This window comes from Verrucosispora sioxanthis (assembly GCF_010560025.1).
In the GTDB taxonomy this organism is placed as follows: domain Bacteria; phylum Actinomycetota; class Actinomycetes; order Mycobacteriales; family Micromonosporaceae; genus Micromonospora; species Micromonospora palythoicola.
The window spans coordinates 929,925-945,286 of record NZ_SAIY01000001.1 but is presented as its reverse complement, the minus strand read 5'-3'; the positions used below and the strand labels follow the sequence as shown (position 1 = coordinate 945,286).

The 15,362-nt window shown below is 72.6% G+C and carries 12 protein-coding genes; 8 read left to right on the top strand and 4 right to left on the bottom strand.

Annotated elements, in window-relative coordinates; all coding sequences use genetic code 11:
* Nucleotides 1–152 precede the first annotated feature (152 nt).
* The 5 genes from gatC (at nt 153) to ENC19_RS04340 (ending at nt 7,184) form a co-directional block, all read left to right on the top strand.
* Nucleotides 153–458 (top strand): Asp-tRNA(Asn)/Glu-tRNA(Gln) amidotransferase subunit GatC, encoded by a 306-nt coding sequence (gene gatC / locus ENC19_RS04360; protein ID WP_164445788.1) that lies wholly within the window; start codon nt 153–155, stop codon nt 456–458.
* Complete coding sequence (gene gatA / locus ENC19_RS04355; protein ID WP_164445787.1) at nt 455–1,930, top strand: Asp-tRNA(Asn)/Glu-tRNA(Gln) amidotransferase subunit GatA; 1,476 nt, start codon at nt 455–457, stop codon at nt 1,928–1,930. The genes gatC and gatA overlap by 4 nt, the downstream gene beginning before the upstream one ends.
* A gap of 219 nt (nt 1,931–2,149) precedes the next feature.
* Nucleotides 2,150–3,082, top strand: coding sequence for a putative Ig domain-containing protein (locus tag ENC19_RS04350; RefSeq protein ID WP_164445786.1), 933 nt, complete (start codon nt 2,150–2,152; stop codon nt 3,080–3,082).
* 109 nt (nt 3,083–3,191) lie between these two features.
* A complete protein-coding gene (gatB, locus tag ENC19_RS04345; protein ID WP_164445785.1) occupies nt 3,192–4,691 on the top strand; it encodes an Asp-tRNA(Asn)/Glu-tRNA(Gln) amidotransferase subunit GatB in 1,500 nt (499 codons plus the stop codon).
* Nucleotides 4,692–4,826: 135 nt separating this feature from the next.
* Nucleotides 4,827–7,184: a transketolase-like TK C-terminal-containing protein gene (locus ENC19_RS04340; protein ID WP_164445784.1), complete on the top strand. Its 2,358-nt coding sequence runs from the start codon at nt 4,827–4,829 to the stop codon at nt 7,182–7,184.
* Nucleotides 7,185–7,296: 112 nt separating this feature from the next.
* Here ENC19_RS04340 and ENC19_RS04335 read toward each other — a convergent pair whose 3' ends face one another.
* Together ENC19_RS04335 and ENC19_RS04330 are read right to left on the bottom strand one after the other, a co-directional pair.
* Nucleotides 7,297–8,916, bottom strand: a complete 1,620-nt coding sequence (locus ENC19_RS04335; protein WP_164445783.1) for a metallophosphoesterase family protein — start codon at nt 8,914–8,916, stop codon at nt 7,297–7,299.
* 66 nt (nt 8,917–8,982) lie between these two features.
* Nucleotides 8,983–10,206, bottom strand: coding sequence for a PQQ-dependent sugar dehydrogenase (locus ENC19_RS04330; RefSeq protein ID WP_164445782.1), 1,224 nt, complete (start codon nt 10,204–10,206; stop codon nt 8,983–8,985).
* Nucleotides 10,207–10,244: 38 nt separating this feature from the next.
* Between ENC19_RS04330 and ENC19_RS04325 the strand changes: the two genes are divergently transcribed.
* Nucleotides 10,245–11,171 (top strand): 2-hydroxyacid dehydrogenase, encoded by a 927-nt coding sequence (locus ENC19_RS04325; RefSeq protein WP_164445781.1) that lies wholly within the window; start codon nt 10,245–10,247, stop codon nt 11,169–11,171.
* Here ENC19_RS04325 and ENC19_RS04320 read toward each other — a convergent pair.
* Nucleotides 11,165–11,542 (bottom strand): PH domain-containing protein, encoded by a 378-nt coding sequence (locus ENC19_RS04320; protein ID WP_164445780.1) that lies wholly within the window; start codon nt 11,540–11,542, stop codon nt 11,165–11,167. The two genes, ENC19_RS04325 and ENC19_RS04320, sit on opposite strands and share 7 nt — an antisense overlap.
* Before the next feature lie 232 nt (nt 11,543–11,774).
* Here ENC19_RS04320 and ENC19_RS29850 point away from each other — a divergent pair, with 232 nt between their 5' ends.
* The gene (locus ENC19_RS29850) at nt 11,775–13,001 is read left to right on the top strand and encodes a hypothetical protein (RefSeq protein ID WP_235944372.1); all 1,227 of its coding nucleotides are present in this window, start codon (nt 11,775–11,777) and stop codon (nt 12,999–13,001) included.
* On the top strand, nt 12,884–14,038 hold the full coding sequence (locus ENC19_RS29845; protein WP_328824137.1) for a bifunctional diguanylate cyclase/phosphodiesterase: 1,155 nt from the start codon (nt 12,884–12,886) through the stop codon (nt 14,036–14,038). The genes ENC19_RS29850 and ENC19_RS29845 overlap by 118 nt, the downstream gene beginning before the upstream one ends.
* Before the next feature lie 22 nt (nt 14,039–14,060).
* Here the strand turns inward: ENC19_RS29845 and ENC19_RS04310 are convergent, their stop codons facing one another.
* Nucleotides 14,061–15,083 (bottom strand): LacI family DNA-binding transcriptional regulator, encoded by a 1,023-nt coding sequence (locus ENC19_RS04310; protein ID WP_164445779.1) that lies wholly within the window; start codon nt 15,081–15,083, stop codon nt 14,061–14,063.
* Between the last annotated feature and the right edge of the window lie 279 nt (nt 15,084–15,362).

The window sequence follows — 15,362 nt, the reverse complement described above, 5'->3', positions numbered from 1 at the left end:
CGGGCCGGGACCGGCCGGGTCGGCTGCTCGGGGAGGCGGCAACGGCCGGCCGGGCGGGAAACAATAGACTCGCTGCGGTCACCGCGTGTCGCGTACCCGGCAGCGGTGGGCGCAGGTCTGGCAGACGCAGCACAGCCACGAAGGGGGCACCGATGGCCGCCATCTCCCGCGAGGAGGTCGCGCACCTCGCGCGACTGTCGCGGCTCGCCGTGACGGAGGAGGAGTTGGACACCTTCGCCGGTCAGCTCGACGTGATCCTCCAGGCGGTCGCGCAGGTGGGCGAGGTCGCCGCCGCGGACATCCCGCCGACCTCCCACTCGGTGCCGCTGACGAACGTGTTCCGTGAGGACGTCGTGACGCCGTGCCTGACGCCGGAGGAAGCGTTGTCGGGTGCCCCCGACGCGGAGGAGCAGCGGTTCCGCGTACCGCGGATCCTGGACGAGGATGTGGCCTCATGACCGACGTCACCGCAATGACCGCGACGCAGATCGCCGGGCTCGTCGCCACCGGCGCCGCCTCCGCCGTCGAGGTCACCCAGGCCCACCTGGACCGGATCGCCGCCGTCGACGGCCGGGTCAACGCCTTCCTGCACGTCGACACCGAGGGCGCGCTGGCCGCCGCCCGCGACGTCGACGCCCGCCGGGCGGCCGGTGCGGAACTGGGGCCGCTGGCCGGTGTGCCGGTCGCGGTCAAGGACGTCCTCACCACCAAGGGCGTGCCGACCACCGTCGGGTCGAAGATCCTTGAGGGCTGGCGTCCGCCGTACGACTCGACGATCGTGCAGCGGCTGCGCGCCGCCGGCACGGTGATGCTCGGCAAGACCAACATGGACGAGTTCGCGATGGGCTCCTCCACGGAGTACTCGGCGTACGGGCCGAGCCGCAACCCGTGGGACACCGACCGCATCCCGGGTGGCTCCGGCGGGGGAAGCGCGGCGGCACTCGCCGCGTACGAGGCGCCGTTGGCGATCGGCTCGGACACCGGCGGCTCGATCCGCCAGCCGGGTGCGGTCACCGGCACCGTCGGCGCGAAGCCGACCTACGGCGGCACCTCCCGGTACGGGCTGGTGGCCTTCTCCTCCTCGCTGGACACCCCCGGCCCGTGCGCGCGTACCGTGCTCGACGCGGCGTTGCTGCACGCGGCGATCGGCGGACACGACCCGCGTGACTCCACCTCCATCCCGGCCCCGGTGCCGGACGTGGTGGCCGCGGCGAAGCTCGGCGCGACCGGTGATCTGAGCGGGGTGCGGCTGGGCATCGTCACCGAGTTCGGCGGCGAGGGCGCGGAGCCGGGCGTGACGGCCGCCTTCAACGAGGCCGTCGACACGCTCACCAAGCTCGGCGCGGAGATCGTCGAGATCTCCTGCCCGCACTTCCGCTACGCCCTGCCGGCGTACTACCTGATCGCGCCCAGCGAGTGCTCCTCGAACCTGGCCCGCTTCGACGGCGTCCGGTTCGGGTTGCGGACCGGCGACGACGGCAACCGGTCGCTGGAGGAGGTCATGTCGCTGACCCGGGAGGCCGGCTTCGGCCCCGAGGTCAAGCGGCGCATCATGCTCGGCACGTACGCGCTCTCCTCGGGCTACTACGACGCCTACTACGGGCAGGCGCAGAAGGTACGTACGCTGATCACCCGCGACTTCACTGCGGCGTTCGAGCGGGTCGACGCGCTGATCTCGCCGACCACCCCGTTCGTCGCCTTCCCGCTCGGCGCGCGCACCTCCGACCCGTACCAGATGTACCTGGCCGACCTGTTCACCATCCCGAGCAACCTGTACGGCGGGCCGGGCATCTCGGTGCCGTGCGGGCTCTCCGAGGGGCTGCCGGTCGGCCTGCAGGTGATGGCCCCGACCATGGCCGACGACCGGATGTACCGGGTCGCCGCCGCGCTGGAGAGCGCGGTCGGCACGCTCACGCCACCGACCATGTGATCGATCGTGCGCGGGCGGCCGACCGTCGTCCGCGCACGGCACCGTTCGCCCGCCCGGTGCGGCCACTGCGCCGCGCCGGGCGCGGTTGCGTTGGCGCGACACACTGGTCACCGTTCGGGTAATTGCCCGTCACCAACCTTCCTGTTTGGATGACCAGAGTCGGCTGGACCGGCTGGTCGTAGGCGAACGCGAGCCGTTCTGATCAGACCTGGATGTGCGATGAAGACACTGCGCTCGGTCATGGCCATGACGATGGTGGCCGCGTTGCTGCTGGGCACCGCATCCCCGGCCGCGGCGGTGGCCGTCACCATCACCTCGGGCGCGCCTCGGTCGCCGATGGTTCTGGGGCAGGTGTACGCGATCCACACGGTGGAGGCGACGGGTGGTACCGAGCCGTACCGGTTGTCGGTGAGTGCGGGCAGTCTGCCGCCGGGCATGCTGGTGGTCGGTAACTCGCTCGGGGGTTCGCCGACCACGGCGGGCACCTACACCCTCACCCTGCGGATGACCGACGCGGCCGGCCAGTTCGCCGAGCGGACGGCCACGATCGAGGTACGCGAACCCACGGTCGAGATCACCTCGGGCGCGCCCCGGTCGCCGATGGTTCTGGGGCAGGTGTACGCGATCCACACGGTGGAGGCGACGGGTGGTACCGAGCCGTACCGGTTGTCGGTGAGTGCGGGGAGCCTGCCGCCGGGCATGCTGCTGGTCGGTAACTCGCTCGGGGGTTCGCCGACCACGGCCGGCACCTACCCCGCCACCCTGCGGATGACCGACAAGAACGGCTTCTTCGGCGAGCAGGACGTCACCATCGTCGTCGCCGAGGCCGCGACCCCGACCCCGACCCCCACGGCGACCCCGACCGTTCCGAGCCCCACACCCACCGGTCCGAGCGCCACACCGACCGGTCCGAGCGCCACACCGACCGCGCCCACCGCCACGCCGACCCCGGTCGACCCGACCTCGACGCCGTCGGCGAGCCCGCCGGCGCCCGTCCCGTCGCCGTCGAAGACGAGCGGGGCGTGGCTGCCGGTCACCGGCTCGAACTCGACACTCGTGCTGCTGTCGCTGGGCGTGCTGGCGTTCTCCATCGGCGGGATCCTGCTCGTGGTGACCGTCAACCGTCGTCGGCGGTTCAGCACACCCGAGTGACACCCGGGTGACGCCCGGCCGAGGCGTGCCACGTCGAGCGGTTAGGCTTGGTGGCGTTGTGTCCGGATGCCGCCGTGGGCCGGCTACCGCCTGCAAAGCTGGAGTTCTCATGACCACGACGCTGCCCGCGTACGACGAGGTCGTCGCGCGCTACGAGCCGGTGATCGGCCTGGAGACCCATGTCGAGCTGGGCACGAACACCAAGATGTGGTGCGGCTGCCCGACCGACTTCGGCGGCGAGCCGAACACCCGGGTCTGCCCGGTCTGCCTCGGCCTGCCCGGCTCCCTGCCGGTGGCGAACTCCGCGGCCATCGAGGCGACCATCCGGATCGGCCTGGCGCTGAACTGCTCCATCGCACAGTGGTGCCGGTTCGCCCGGAAGAACTACTTCTACCCCGACATGCCGAAGAACTTCCAGATCAGCCAGTACGACGAGCCGCTCTGCTTCGACGGCTACCTGGACGTCGAGGTCGACGGCGAACTGGTGCGCATCGGCATCGAGCGGGTGCACCTGGAGGAGGACACCGGCAAGACGCTGCACGTCGGCGGCGCCACCGGTCGCATCCACGGCGCCACCGAGTCGCTCGTCGACTACAACCGGGCCGGCATCCCGCTGGTCGAGATCGTCACCAAGCCGATCCCCGGTACCGGTGCGCTCGCCCCCGAGGTGGCCCGCGCGTACGTCACCGAGCTGCGTGACGTGATCCGCTCGCTGGGCGTCTCCGACGTGCGCATGGAGGAGGGCTCGCTGCGCTGTGACGTCAACACCTCGCTGAACCTGCCCGGCGAGGAGTGGGGCACCCGCACCGAGACCAAGAACGTCAACTCGCTGCGCTCGGTCGAGCGGGCGGTCCGCTCGGAGATGCTGCGCCAGGCGTCCGTACTGGAGGCCGGCGGTCGGATCACCCAGGAGACCCGGCACTTCCACGAGGACACCGGGGACACCACCCCGGGCCGGTCCAAGGAGACCGCCACCGACTACCGCTACTTCCCCGAGCCGGATCTGGTGCCGATCGCGCCCGACCCGGCCTGGGTGGCCGAGCTGAAGGCCGCCCTGCCGGAGCTGCCCCGGCTGCACCGCCGTCGCCTTCAGCAGGCGTGGGGCCTGTCGGACGCGGACATGCAGTCGGTGCTCAACGCCGGTGCTGTCGAGCTGATCGAGCAGACGGTCGCCGCTGGTGCCTCGCCGGCCGCCGCCCGCAAGTGGTGGCTGGGCGAGCTGTCCCGGCGAGCCAACGAGACGGGTGTGGAGCTGGCCGACATCGGAGCCACCCCGGCCCAGGTCGCCGAGCTTCAGGGCCTGGTCGACGCCGGCAAGCTCAACGACAAGTTGGCCCGCACGGTCCTGGAGGGCGTGGTCGCCGGTGAGGGCTCGCCTACCGAGATCATGACCAACCGCAACCTGGAGGTCGTCTCCGACACAGGTGCGCTCACCGCCGCGGTGGACGAGGCGATCGCCGCCAACCCGGCCATCGCCGACAAGGTCCGCAGCGGCAAGGTCGCCGCCGCCGGCGCCCTCGTCGGCGCGGTCATGAAAACCACCCGAGGCCAGGCCGACGCCCAAACCGTCCGCACCCTGATCCTCGACCGCCTGAACGCCCAGTCCTGACCCCCACCCCACCCCGACCTCGTTGATCATGAGGTTGGCGGCAATTGTTGATCTTCAAACTGCCGTCAACCTCATGATCAACGAGGTGTGCCACCCCTCGCGAGGCGTCAATGGCGACGTCTGGATGGAGTTTTCGTGGATCAGCACGACCTTGATGTTCTTGACGAGATCCAGCGGCGGGTGTTGTGGCTCGCCACCCGGATCGTGGACGCGGCCAATCACGACCGGGGTGCTGGGGACGGGGTGAAGGTCGGTGGGCACCAGGCGTCCAGCGCGTCGCTCGTCACCGCGATGACCGCGCTGTGGTTCGCCCACCTGGACGCCGAGGACCGGGTCGCGGTCAAGCCGCACGCCTCGCCGGTCTTCCACGCCATCCAGTACCTGCTGGGCAACCTGGACCGGTCGTACCTGCCCCGGCTGCGGGCACGGGGCGGACTCCAGTCGTACCCGTCGCGGACGAAGGACCCGGACGAGGTGGACTTCTCCACCGGGTCGGTGGGGCTCGGTGCCGCCGCGCCGCTGTTCGCGGCGGTGACCCGGCGCTACGTCGACGCCCACTTCGGGGCCCGGCCGCACTCCCGGTTCGTCGCCCTGATCGGTGACGCCGAGCTGGACGAGGGCAACATCTGGGAGGCCGTCGCCGACCCGGCCACCACCGGGCTCGGCAACGTCATGTGGGTGGTCGACTTCAACCGGCAGTCGCTGGACCGGGTGGTCCCGGGGGTGCGGATCGACCAGTGGCGTGGCCAGTTCGAGGCCGCCGGCTGGCACGTCGTCGAGGTCAAGTACGGCCGCCGGCTCGCCGAGGCGTACGACCGGCCGGGCGGGACGGCGTTGCGCGACTGGATCGACGCGATGCCGAACGAGCAGTACCAGTCGCTGTTCGGGTTGACCGGCCCGGCGCTGCGCAAGCAGTTCCTGGACGGTGCCCCCGAGGGCATCGCGGCGTTGATCGCCGACGTCTCCGACGCCGATCTCGGCCCACTCGTCACCGACCTGGGCGGGCACGACCTGGCGGCGCTGCTGGACGCGTACGCCCAGTGCGACGCGGTGACCGACCGGCCGAGCGTGGTGTTCGCGTACACCGTCAAGGGGTGGGGGTTGCCGATCGCCGGCAATCCGCGCAACCACTCGGCCCTGCTGACCGGCGAGCAGGTGGACGCGTTGCGCGCCGCGCAGGGGTTGACCCGGGACACCGAGTGGGACCGGCTCGACCCGGCATCGCCGGCCGGGATCCGGGCCGGGCAGCGTCGGGAGGCGCTGTCCCGCGCGCCCCGCGAGCGTGCGCTGGGGGTCACCGTGCCCCAGGCCACGAACGTACGCGCCAACAAGCCGATCTCCACGCAGGAGGTCTTCGGCCGGGTGCTCGTCGACCTGGCCCGTGACCCGCAGGTGGGCCGGTACCTCGTCACCACCGCACCGGACGTGGCCACCTCCACCAACCTGGCCGGGTTCATCAACAAGACCGGCGTGTTCGCGCCGACCGCCCAGCGTTCCTGGTCGGAGGACCGGATGCTGCGCTGGACGGAGAGCCCCGAGGGTCAGCACATCGAGCTGGGCATCTCCGAGATGAACCTGTTCCTGCTGCTCGGCCAGCTCGGCCTGGCGTGGGACCTGTCCGGGCAGCCGCTGCTGCCGGTCGGCACCGTCTACGACCCGTTCGTGCTACGCGGGCTCGACGCGTTCCTGTACGGCACCTACTCCGGTGCCCGCTTCGTGGTCGCGGGTACCCCGTCCGGGGTCACCCTCGCGCCGGAGGGTGGCGCCCACCAGTCGACCATCACCGCGAGCGTGGGCCTGGAACTGCCCGGGGTGACCTTCGTCGAGCCCGCGTACGCGGCGAGCCTCGACTGGCTGCTCTGCGACGCGTTCGGGCACATCGCCGGTGCGGACCGGGCGACGCCGACGGCGGTGCCGACCGAGGACGGGGCGTACTACTTCCGGCTCAGCACCCGGCCGGTGGACCAGGCACCGTTCGAGGCGGCCCGGGCCCGGCTCGGTGACGCGGTGCTGCGCCGGCAGGTGCTCGCCGGGGCGTACCGGCTGGTCGACGCCCACCAGGCGTACCCGCACCTGGCCGACGCACCGACCGTGCAACTGGCCGCCTCCGGTGCGGTGCTGCCCGAGGTGCTGGCCGCCGCGGCGGAACTGGCCGACGAGGGGGTCGCCGCCCATGTGGTGGACGTGACCAGCCTGGATCGCCTCTACCGGGCCTGGCAACGCACGCTGCGCCAGGGCGTACGCACGGCGACCGTGCCGAGCGTGCCGGGCGCGCTGCGGTCCGCCTTCGCCGACCGGGTGCCGGTGGTGACCGTGCACGACGCCGCCTCGCACGCCATGGCCTGGCTCGGCTCGGCAGTGGCCGCGCCGGCGGTTCCGCTCGGCGTCGACGAGTTCGGCCAGTCCGGCAGCGTCCACGACCTCTACGACCTGCACGACCTGCTCCCCGGCAGCATCGTCAACGCCGCCCTCGCCGCCCTCTCCCTCCGCTGACCCACCCCATCCCCTGGTTGATCATGAAGTTGTTGTCACCGGTGAGCGCTCTCCCGGACAACAACTTCATGATCGACGGGGAAAGGTTGGGTGGGGTGGGGGAGGGGAGGGGTCAGCGGGTGGGGGTTGGGGTGGGGGAGATGGTGGTGGTGGGGGTGGCTGTGGGGGTGGCGCCGAGGGGGGTGGTTACCGGTGGGGCGATGACGGTGCGTTCGAGGTTCACCTGGGCCTGGCCGGTGCCGCCCACGGTGATGTCGTCGTACGCCTGGAGTCGCTTCTCCTGGTCGAAGTAGAGCACCGTCATCGCCAGTGGGGTCGGCTCCTCCTGCTCCAGCCCCCGCAGTCCGGCACCGCCGGTGGAGCCCTGCACCATCAGCGTGGTGGGCTGCTGGCCGGGAACCTCCGGCAGCGTGTTGACCTGCCGATCGTGGGTGTGCCCGGCGAGCACCAGCGGAGTGGTGCCGGAGAGCGGGCCGGCGGCGGCCGGGTCGTGCACGAGCGCGATGTCGACCGGCCGGGGCGAGCTGCGGATCGTGGCGGCGAGGGTCTCACCGTTGGTGATCAACTCGTCCGCGGTGGACTGGTTCAGCCCGCCGCTGGCCGGCGAGGTGCTCTTGTCCGGGGTGAAGCGGGGATCACCGATCCCGGCGATGGTCAGCCCGGCGACGGTGGTCGTGGTGTTGTCCAGTACCACCGCGTTCGGTTGGCGGGCCACCGCCGCCGCCGTACGGCCCGAGTCGTGGTTGCCCCGGATGTACACGTACGGCTTCTCCAGCAGGCTGATCGAGCCGACGTAGGACGCCTCGGGCTCGCTGCCCCAGTCGGTGATGTCACCGGTGTCGATCACCACGTCGATCCCGAACTGCTCGGTCACGGTCCGGATGAGCTGCCAGGCGCTCGGGTTGAGGTGCAGATCGGAGATGTGCAACACCCGGGTGGTGCCCGGGTCCGGCTCGTACACCGGCAGCGCCGACACCGTCGTGTAGAGCTGGGTGACGTTGCCGATGAGCCGTTGGAGCTGCTCGGCGTACCGGGTGTAGTCGTCGGCGATCTTGCGCACGTCACCGACGATGGCCGGGGCGTTGACCAGCAGTCCCTCGTACCGGGGCTCCTCGATCGACTGGGGTCGGATGGTGGCGGCGGCGGTGCCCAGGCTACCGGCCGTGATCAGCAGCGCGAGGCCGCCGGCCCAGGCCGCCCGGCGGGTGTCGCGGAACACCAGCAGCGCCAGCACCAGGGTGGCCAGTACGGCGGAGCCGACCGTGCGCAGGCCGAGCCGCATCACCCCCTCCCGAACCTCGTCGACCGCCGACTGGGTGGCCCGGTTGAGGCTCGCCGGGTCGCCGATCAGGGCCTCGACCCGGCTCTGCTCCAACGCGCCCAGCTCCACGGTCAGCTGGGTCGGCCCGTCGTGGCTGTCCAGCAGCAACGAGCCCAGCGGGGGGATGTCGACGGTGGTGCCGCCGTCGGTCGTCGGTGACACGGCCAGGCGAGCGTGGAACGGCCCGATCTCGGTGCCCACGTTGCCGCCCGCCACGACCCCGGCGAGCACACCGAAGAGCGTGACGACCAGGACGGCCAGGCCGACAGCGAGGCGGCGCAGGCCCAGGTGCCACCCGACGCCGGCACGCGATGCCGCGGAACGTCGCGTCAGTGGGAAGCGACGCGACCGATCAGGGGTCGTCTCCCCGTCCCGGTCGCGGCGTGGCTCGTCGTTCTGCTGACCGTCCATGATGAGATTCTGACCTGCCCGCCGAAAGATCTTGGCAAACCTGGAATGAGGTCGTGCGTCGGCGCCTCAGCTACGCCCGGCACCGCCACCGGCGAAGACGAGGCGCAGCAACCGGTCGTCCTCGGGCGCCGGCCGGCCCCGCCCGTCGTGGTTGGAGGTGCTGACCCAGAGCGAACCGTCCGGCGCGGCGGCGATCGCCCGCAGTCGCCCGTACCGCTCGGTCAGCAGGGCCTGCGGCTGGCCGAGGACCGTGCCGGTCTCGGTCAGCTCGACCAGCCAGAGCCGTTGACCGCGCAGGCAGGCGGTGGCGAGCATCCGTTCCACCGCGGCCAGGCCGGAGCAGGACGCCTCATCGGTCGACCACTGCACGATCGGGTCGACGTACCGGTCGTCGTCCTCGCGCCCCTCGACCTCGGGCCAGCCGTAGTTCTTGCCCTTGGTGATCTGGTTGATCTCGTCCCAGGTGTTCTGGCCGAACTCGACGGCGTACATCCGGTCGCCGGACCAGGCGATGCCCTGCACGTTGCGGTGCCCCAGCGACCAGACGGGCGAGTCCGGGAAGGGATTCCCGGGCGCCGGCTTGCCGTCCGGTGTGATCCGCAGGATCTTGCCGCCGAGTTGCTCGACGTCCTGCGACTGGTCGGTGTCCCCGGCGTCGCCGGTGCTGGCGTAGAGCTGCCCGTCCGGGCCGAAGGCCAGGCCGCCGCCGTTGTGGATGCCCGCCTTGGGAATGCCGGTCAGGATCGGGGTCGGTTTCTCACCGAGTCGCAGCCGGGCCACCCGGTTGTCCCGTTCGGCGGTGTAGTAGACGAAGACCGTCCGGTCCTGGGCGAACTCGGGAGAGACCGCGATGCCCAGCAGACCACCCTCGCCCGAGGCGACCACGTCGTCGATGGTCTGCACCTCGGTGATCTTCAAACCGTCGGCGGTCGACTCCGGGCCGACCTGGACGATGCGGCCGCTGTCGCGTTCGGTGACCAGGGCGCCGCCGTCGGGCAGGAAAGCGATCCCCCACGGCACCCGCAACCCCTGCGCGAGCACGGTGGCGACGACCTCCTGGTCGCCATCGCCCGTGGTGACCGTCGGACTGGGCAGGTTCGGTGGCTCGCCGGCCGGGTCGGGTTCCGGGTCGCCGAGGCTGCAACCACCGGCGACGAGCAGCAGCGTCGCGCAGGACGCCACGAGGGCGGCACGAACCTGACGGGCGCGGAGGTACGGGGGAGCGCTCACCCGCCCCAGAGTAGCCCGCCGAGGCCGACCCCGTGGATGGCGGCGCGGGTCGCCCCCCATCGGCTGGTCGGCCCGCGCCGACGCCTATCGTCGGCGAGGTGAAGGTTTGGATCCCGCACGAGGCCGGCCACGTCCTGCTCGGCGAGCTGCCGCCGGGGGTCGTCGTCGAGACGATGGAGGATCCGGCGAAGCTGCCGTCGCCGAGGGCCGGCGTTCGGTTCTGGGTGCCGCCGTTCCTGGCCGGTGAGGAGGCCGTGGCCCTGCTGCGCGAGCTGCCCGACCTGGCGGTGGTGCAGCTGCTCTCGGCCGGCGCCGACGCCTGGGTGGGTCGGGTGCCCGACGGTGTCACGCTCTGCGACGCCCGCGGGGTGCACGACCCGTCCACCGCCGAGTGGGTGGTCGCCGCGATCCTCGCCCAGCTGCGCGCCTTCCCGGCGATGGCCCGCGCGCAGGCCCGGCGGCGGTGGGCGTACGACGAGGTGGCCCCCACCGACGAACTGGCCGGCAAACGGGTGCTGATCGTCGGCTCGGGGTCGATCGGGACCGCGTTGCGGGCGCGGCTGACGCCGTTCGAGGTGGAGTTCCTGCTGGTGGCCCGCAGCGCCCGGCCCGAGCAGGGGGTGCACGGCGTCGACGAGTTGCCGCGACTGCTGCCGCGGGCCGACGTCGTGGTGCTGCTGGTGCCGCTGACCGAGCAGACCCGAGGGCTGGTCGACGAGAGGTTCCTCGCCGCGATGCGGGACGGGGCCCTGCTGGTCAACGCCGCCCGGGGCCCAGTTGCCCGGACCGACGCCCTTGTCGCCGAGCTGGCCACCGGACGGATCTCCGCCGCGCTGGACGTGACCGACCCCGAGCCGCTACCCGCCGACCACCCGCTCTGGGAGATGCCGAACGTGCTGATCACTCCGCACGTGGCCGGCTCGGTACGGGGCCTGCTGCCCAGGGCGTACCGGCTGGTCGGTCAGCAGATCCGACGGTTCGCGGCCGGTGAGCCAACACGCAACGTCGTGGTGGACGGTTACTGATCCGCTCCGGCGACGTCGCGTCCGGCCGCCGTCACCAGTCTCGGCAGGTCCACACTCCGCACGGCCGGGAGCACGAACCATCGGCCGTCGTCGAGCTGGGCCACCGCCCGCCCGCGGGGGTCGGCCGCCAGCTCGACCACCTGGTCCCACGAGATCCGGCGCTCCCCGGCGAGCGCCCGTAGCCGTAGCCCCCGCACGTCGGCGTCGGTGCCGGCCCGCCAGGCCCAGACCGCCACCGCCAGCGGCACCAGCAGCACCGGCAGCAGGTAGGGGCGGGAACTGGCCAGCGGCACGGCGCCGATGGTGGCGACGATCGCCCCGGCCAGGATGGCCTGGTTGTGCCGGAATCGTGCGGTGTCGGTGCGCGGCATGACCAGATGATCCCACCTCGGCGGAGACGGCTGGCGGTGGGCCGTCGGTCGCGAGCGGCACGCCCGTCCGGCGACACCGGCGTGGGTCCAGCTCCACACTCGGTTGTCGTGACCTGACTCACTGTCGACAGGCCGTCACTTCTCGCCGAACGACTCGTTCACCGGGGGTGGGCGGTGGACCATGTCCGTCGTCCGCGTACCGCCCCCGTGCCCCCTCACGAAGGCGACCGCCGTGCCCGTCGCGTCTGTGTTCCGTAGCGCTCCGTCCTGTGCCAGCGCCCGGCCGCTCCTGCCGGAGACCTGTGTGCTCGCGGTCGCCGCCGTGCTGATCGTCCTCGGTGCGGCCGGTCCGGTGCCTCCCCTCGCCGTGGTGGCGCTGGCCGGTGCGGCCGCGTCCACGTTGGCGGGGGTTCGGCTGTCCCGGCTGACCCTCGGCCCCGATCCGGCGGCCGGACCGCCGGCCGGCCGGCTGGCCCGCCGCCGGGCGGCGCGTCCACGACGGGCCGCCGCCCTGCTGCATGCTGCGGTGGTGACCGCCGGCCTGACCGCGGCGGTGCTACCGCTGGCCTCCGCCGGATACCGCCCGGCGGCCGCCGCGGCCGGGCTCGCCGGCACCGGCGCGCTGCTCGGCGGTGGTCTGTTCAGCCTGCACCGGTCGCGTCGGTCGGTGCGGGGTCGGCTGCACCGGCTGCTCGACCAGGCCGCACCCGGTGTCTGCCTGGTCCTCACCGCCTGGCTGCTGCTGCCGTACGCCGGTGTGCCCGCGCCGGTGCGCCTGGCGGTCGCGGTGGCCCTGGGCCTACTCGCCGTCGACGCGTTGGCCGTGCTGACCGGGGCCGGCCGCGACGGCGGTACCGCCCGGTGTCGTGGCGGCTCCGCGCTGACCCTGTTCGCCCTGGTGCTGCTGGCCGGGTTGCCGGCCGGTCCTGCCGGCGGGCGGGTGGCGCTGCTGGCCGTGCCGCCCCTCGTGGTCGGCGTGCTGCTGGTCGCGGCCGGGGTCCGGCAGGTGGCGCAGCCCGCACCCGCCCGGCGGACCGCACTGGCCTGGCCACGGGCGGTGCTCCCACCGGTCGCGGTGGCGCTCGCCGCCGTCCACCAGTTGCAGGCCGGTCTGCTGCCCGACCGCACGGCGGTGCTGCTCGCGCTCGCTGTGGTCCCGCCACTTGTGGTGCGCCAACTGGTCGATACCGCGGCCGCGACGTCGAGCGACGAGTCGGCCGCCGCCCGGACCCGATGTCCGCGAAGGCACCGGCACCCGCCGACCCGGGTGGCTCCGCAGGTCGCGCCGGCCTGCTGCGGGCGCTGGCGGCCCGCCCCGAACCGGCCTGCGGCGCCCTGCTCGTGGTCGACCTGCACCTCACCGAACTGCCCGGCCGGCTGGTGCGCGACGACGTCGCCGCCGAGGCCGTTCGCCGGGCCCGAGCCGTGGCCGCCGACGACGGCGAGGTGTTCGACCTGACCGGTACGGGACTCGCGGTGGTCAGCGGGTCCGGAGCGGTGCTCGCGTACGCGCTCGGCACCCGGCTGCTCACCGCGCTGAGTCGACCCTACGAGGTTGCCGGGGCGGTGCTGCGGTCGCGACCCAGCATCGGGCTGACCGAGTTGGGCAGCGGGCAGCCGGAGGACCTGTTCCGCCAGGCGGACCTGGCCCGTCGGCGCGCGGCGCAACTCGGCCGGGACCGGGTCGAGTGGTACGACGCCTACCTGGAGGAGCAGCTGGTCCGCCGGCTCGACCTGGAGCGGGAGCTGCCCGGCGCGGTCGCCCGGGGCGAGTTGGATCTGGTCTACCAGCCGGTGCTCAGCCTGGCCGACCGGGCTCCGGTCGGCACCGAGGCGCTGTTGCGGTGGCGCAACCCGGTGCTGGGCACCGTTTTCCCGACGGAACTGCTACCGGTGGCCGAGGATCTCGACATCGTGGGCGAGCTGGGCACCTGGGTGCTGGACCGGGCCTGTCGACAGTTGGCCGACTGGACGGTGGGTGGCCGGCGGATGTGGATGGCGGTGAACGTGACCACCCGGGAACTCACCTCACCGGACTTCGTGCCCCGGACGGCGGCGGTGCTGGAGGCATACGGGGTGGGACCGGACCAACTGGTGGTCGAGGTCGCCGAGCCGAAGGTCGCCGCCGAGTTGCCGACGGTGGTGGCCCGGCTCGCCGGGCTGCGCTCGATGGGCATCCGCACCGCGCTCGACGACTTCCGGGCCGAGCACGCCTCCCTCGCCCAACTCCGGCGACTACCGATCGACCTGCTCAAGGTCGGGCCGGAGGTGGCCACGGCCGGTGCTGACCCGCACCGACCTCTGCTGGACGTGGTGGTCACGGTGGCCGAGCGGCTGGGTCTTGAGGTGGTGGCCGAGGAACTGGAGTCGGCCCACCAGGTCGAGGGGGCGCACCGGGCCGGCTGCCGCTACGGCCAGGGCTTCGAGCTGGCCCGGCCGGCGACCGCCGAGCGGGTCGAGGCGTACTTCGAGGAGTTTCCCTCGACGTCGCGTTGACCGGTGCGGCCGCTCAGCCGCTTCACCTGTTGCCGGGGGCGGGGCCGGTGCTGCCGCGTGGCGTCAGATGCGGGGCCTCGTCCTCCAGCCCGCCCGTCGGGGCTCCCTCGATCAGCTGCAGCAACTGGCGCGCCGCGTGTGCCCCGTAGGCCGGGATGTCCCGACTCAACGCGGTGAGCGGTGGATGCACCAGCCGACACAGCGGGGAGTCGTCCCAGGCCACGATGGACAGATCGGCGGGGACCGCGAGCCCCATCTCCTGGGCCACCGACAGCCCGGCAATCGCCATCACGTCGTTGTCGTAGATCATCGCGGTCGGGCGGACCCGGGAACTGAGCAGCCGCCGGGTGGCTCGGGCACCCTCCTCGCCGGTGTAGTCGGAGGAGGCGGTGATTGCCTCGGCGAGACCGAGCCGCCGGCACACCTCGGTGAACGCCTGGGTACGGATCGCGGTGTGCTGCAGCTCGGGCAGGCCGCCGACCCGGGCGATCCTGCGGTGACCGAGGGCGTAGAGGTACTCCACCGTCTCCACGAGTGCCGCCGCGTCGTCCGACCAGACACTCGGCAGCCCGCCGGTGCCGGTCGGGCCGCCGATCACCACGGCCGGCAGACCCAGCTCCTCCAGCACCGGCACCCGCCCGTCGTCGGTCCGCAGATCGCAGATCAGCACGCCGTCGACCCGCCGCTCGCCCCACCAGCGCCGGTACACCGCGATCTCGGCGCTCTGGTCGGCGACCACCTGGAGAGTCAGCGCGTACGACCGGGCGGACAGCTCCGCCTCGACGCCGCTGATCAGCTCCATGAAGAACGGCTCGATGCCGAGGGTTCGCGCCGGGCGGGCGAGGATCAGGCCGATGGCCCGGGCGGTCGCGCCGGACAGGGCGCGGGCGGCGCTGCTCGGGCTGAACCCGATCTCGGCGGCGATGGCGAGGATGCGTTGCCGGGTCGCCTCGGAGACGCCCGGCTGGCCGTTCAGCGCGTACGAGACCGCACCCTTGGAGACCCCCGCCCGCCGGGCGACGTCCGCGATCGTGGGCCGCTTCACCGGCGTACGCCCTCCTGAACCAGTTCGTCCTGCCGGCCGCGTCGATGGCGCGGGCGGCTGTGGCACACGCTACCCGTCCGCCCGACCGTCGGACGGTACGGGGCGGTGCGCCACCGGCCAGCATGCGAACTTGTGCGGTTCAGTCGACGGGTCGGCTCGCTGTCGGTCGTTCCTTCGGGTGCTTGGACTCCCACGCTCTACCGCCGATGATCCCTGATATACCAGGCGATCCCACATGAACGGACAGGCTGGAGGTTAACGGCGGCGCTCAATGTTAAC

Excerpts from the sequence above, each read along its gene's own strand:
- ENC19_RS04330 (WP_164445782.1), bottom strand. The coding sequence starts at position 10,206 with ATGGGGGGCGACCCGCGCCGCCATCCACGGGGTCGGCCTCGGCGGGCT.
- ENC19_RS04320 (WP_164445780.1), bottom strand. The coding sequence starts at position 11,542 with ATGCCGCGCACCGACACCGCACGATTCCGGCACAACCAGGCCATCCTG.
- ENC19_RS04335 (WP_164445783.1), bottom strand. The coding sequence starts at position 8,916 with ATGGACGGTCAGCAGAACGACGAGCCACGCCGCGACCGGGACGGGGAG.
- gatB (WP_164445785.1), top strand. The coding sequence starts at position 3,192 with ATGACCACGACGCTGCCCGCGTACGACGAGGTCGTCGCGCGCTACGAG.
- gatC (WP_164445788.1), top strand. The coding sequence starts at position 153 with ATGGCCGCCATCTCCCGCGAGGAGGTCGCGCACCTCGCGCGACTGTCG.
- gatA (WP_164445787.1), top strand. The coding sequence starts at position 455 with ATGACCGACGTCACCGCAATGACCGCGACGCAGATCGCCGGGCTCGTC.
- ENC19_RS04350 (WP_164445786.1), top strand. The coding sequence starts at position 2,150 with ATGAAGACACTGCGCTCGGTCATGGCCATGACGATGGTGGCCGCGTTG.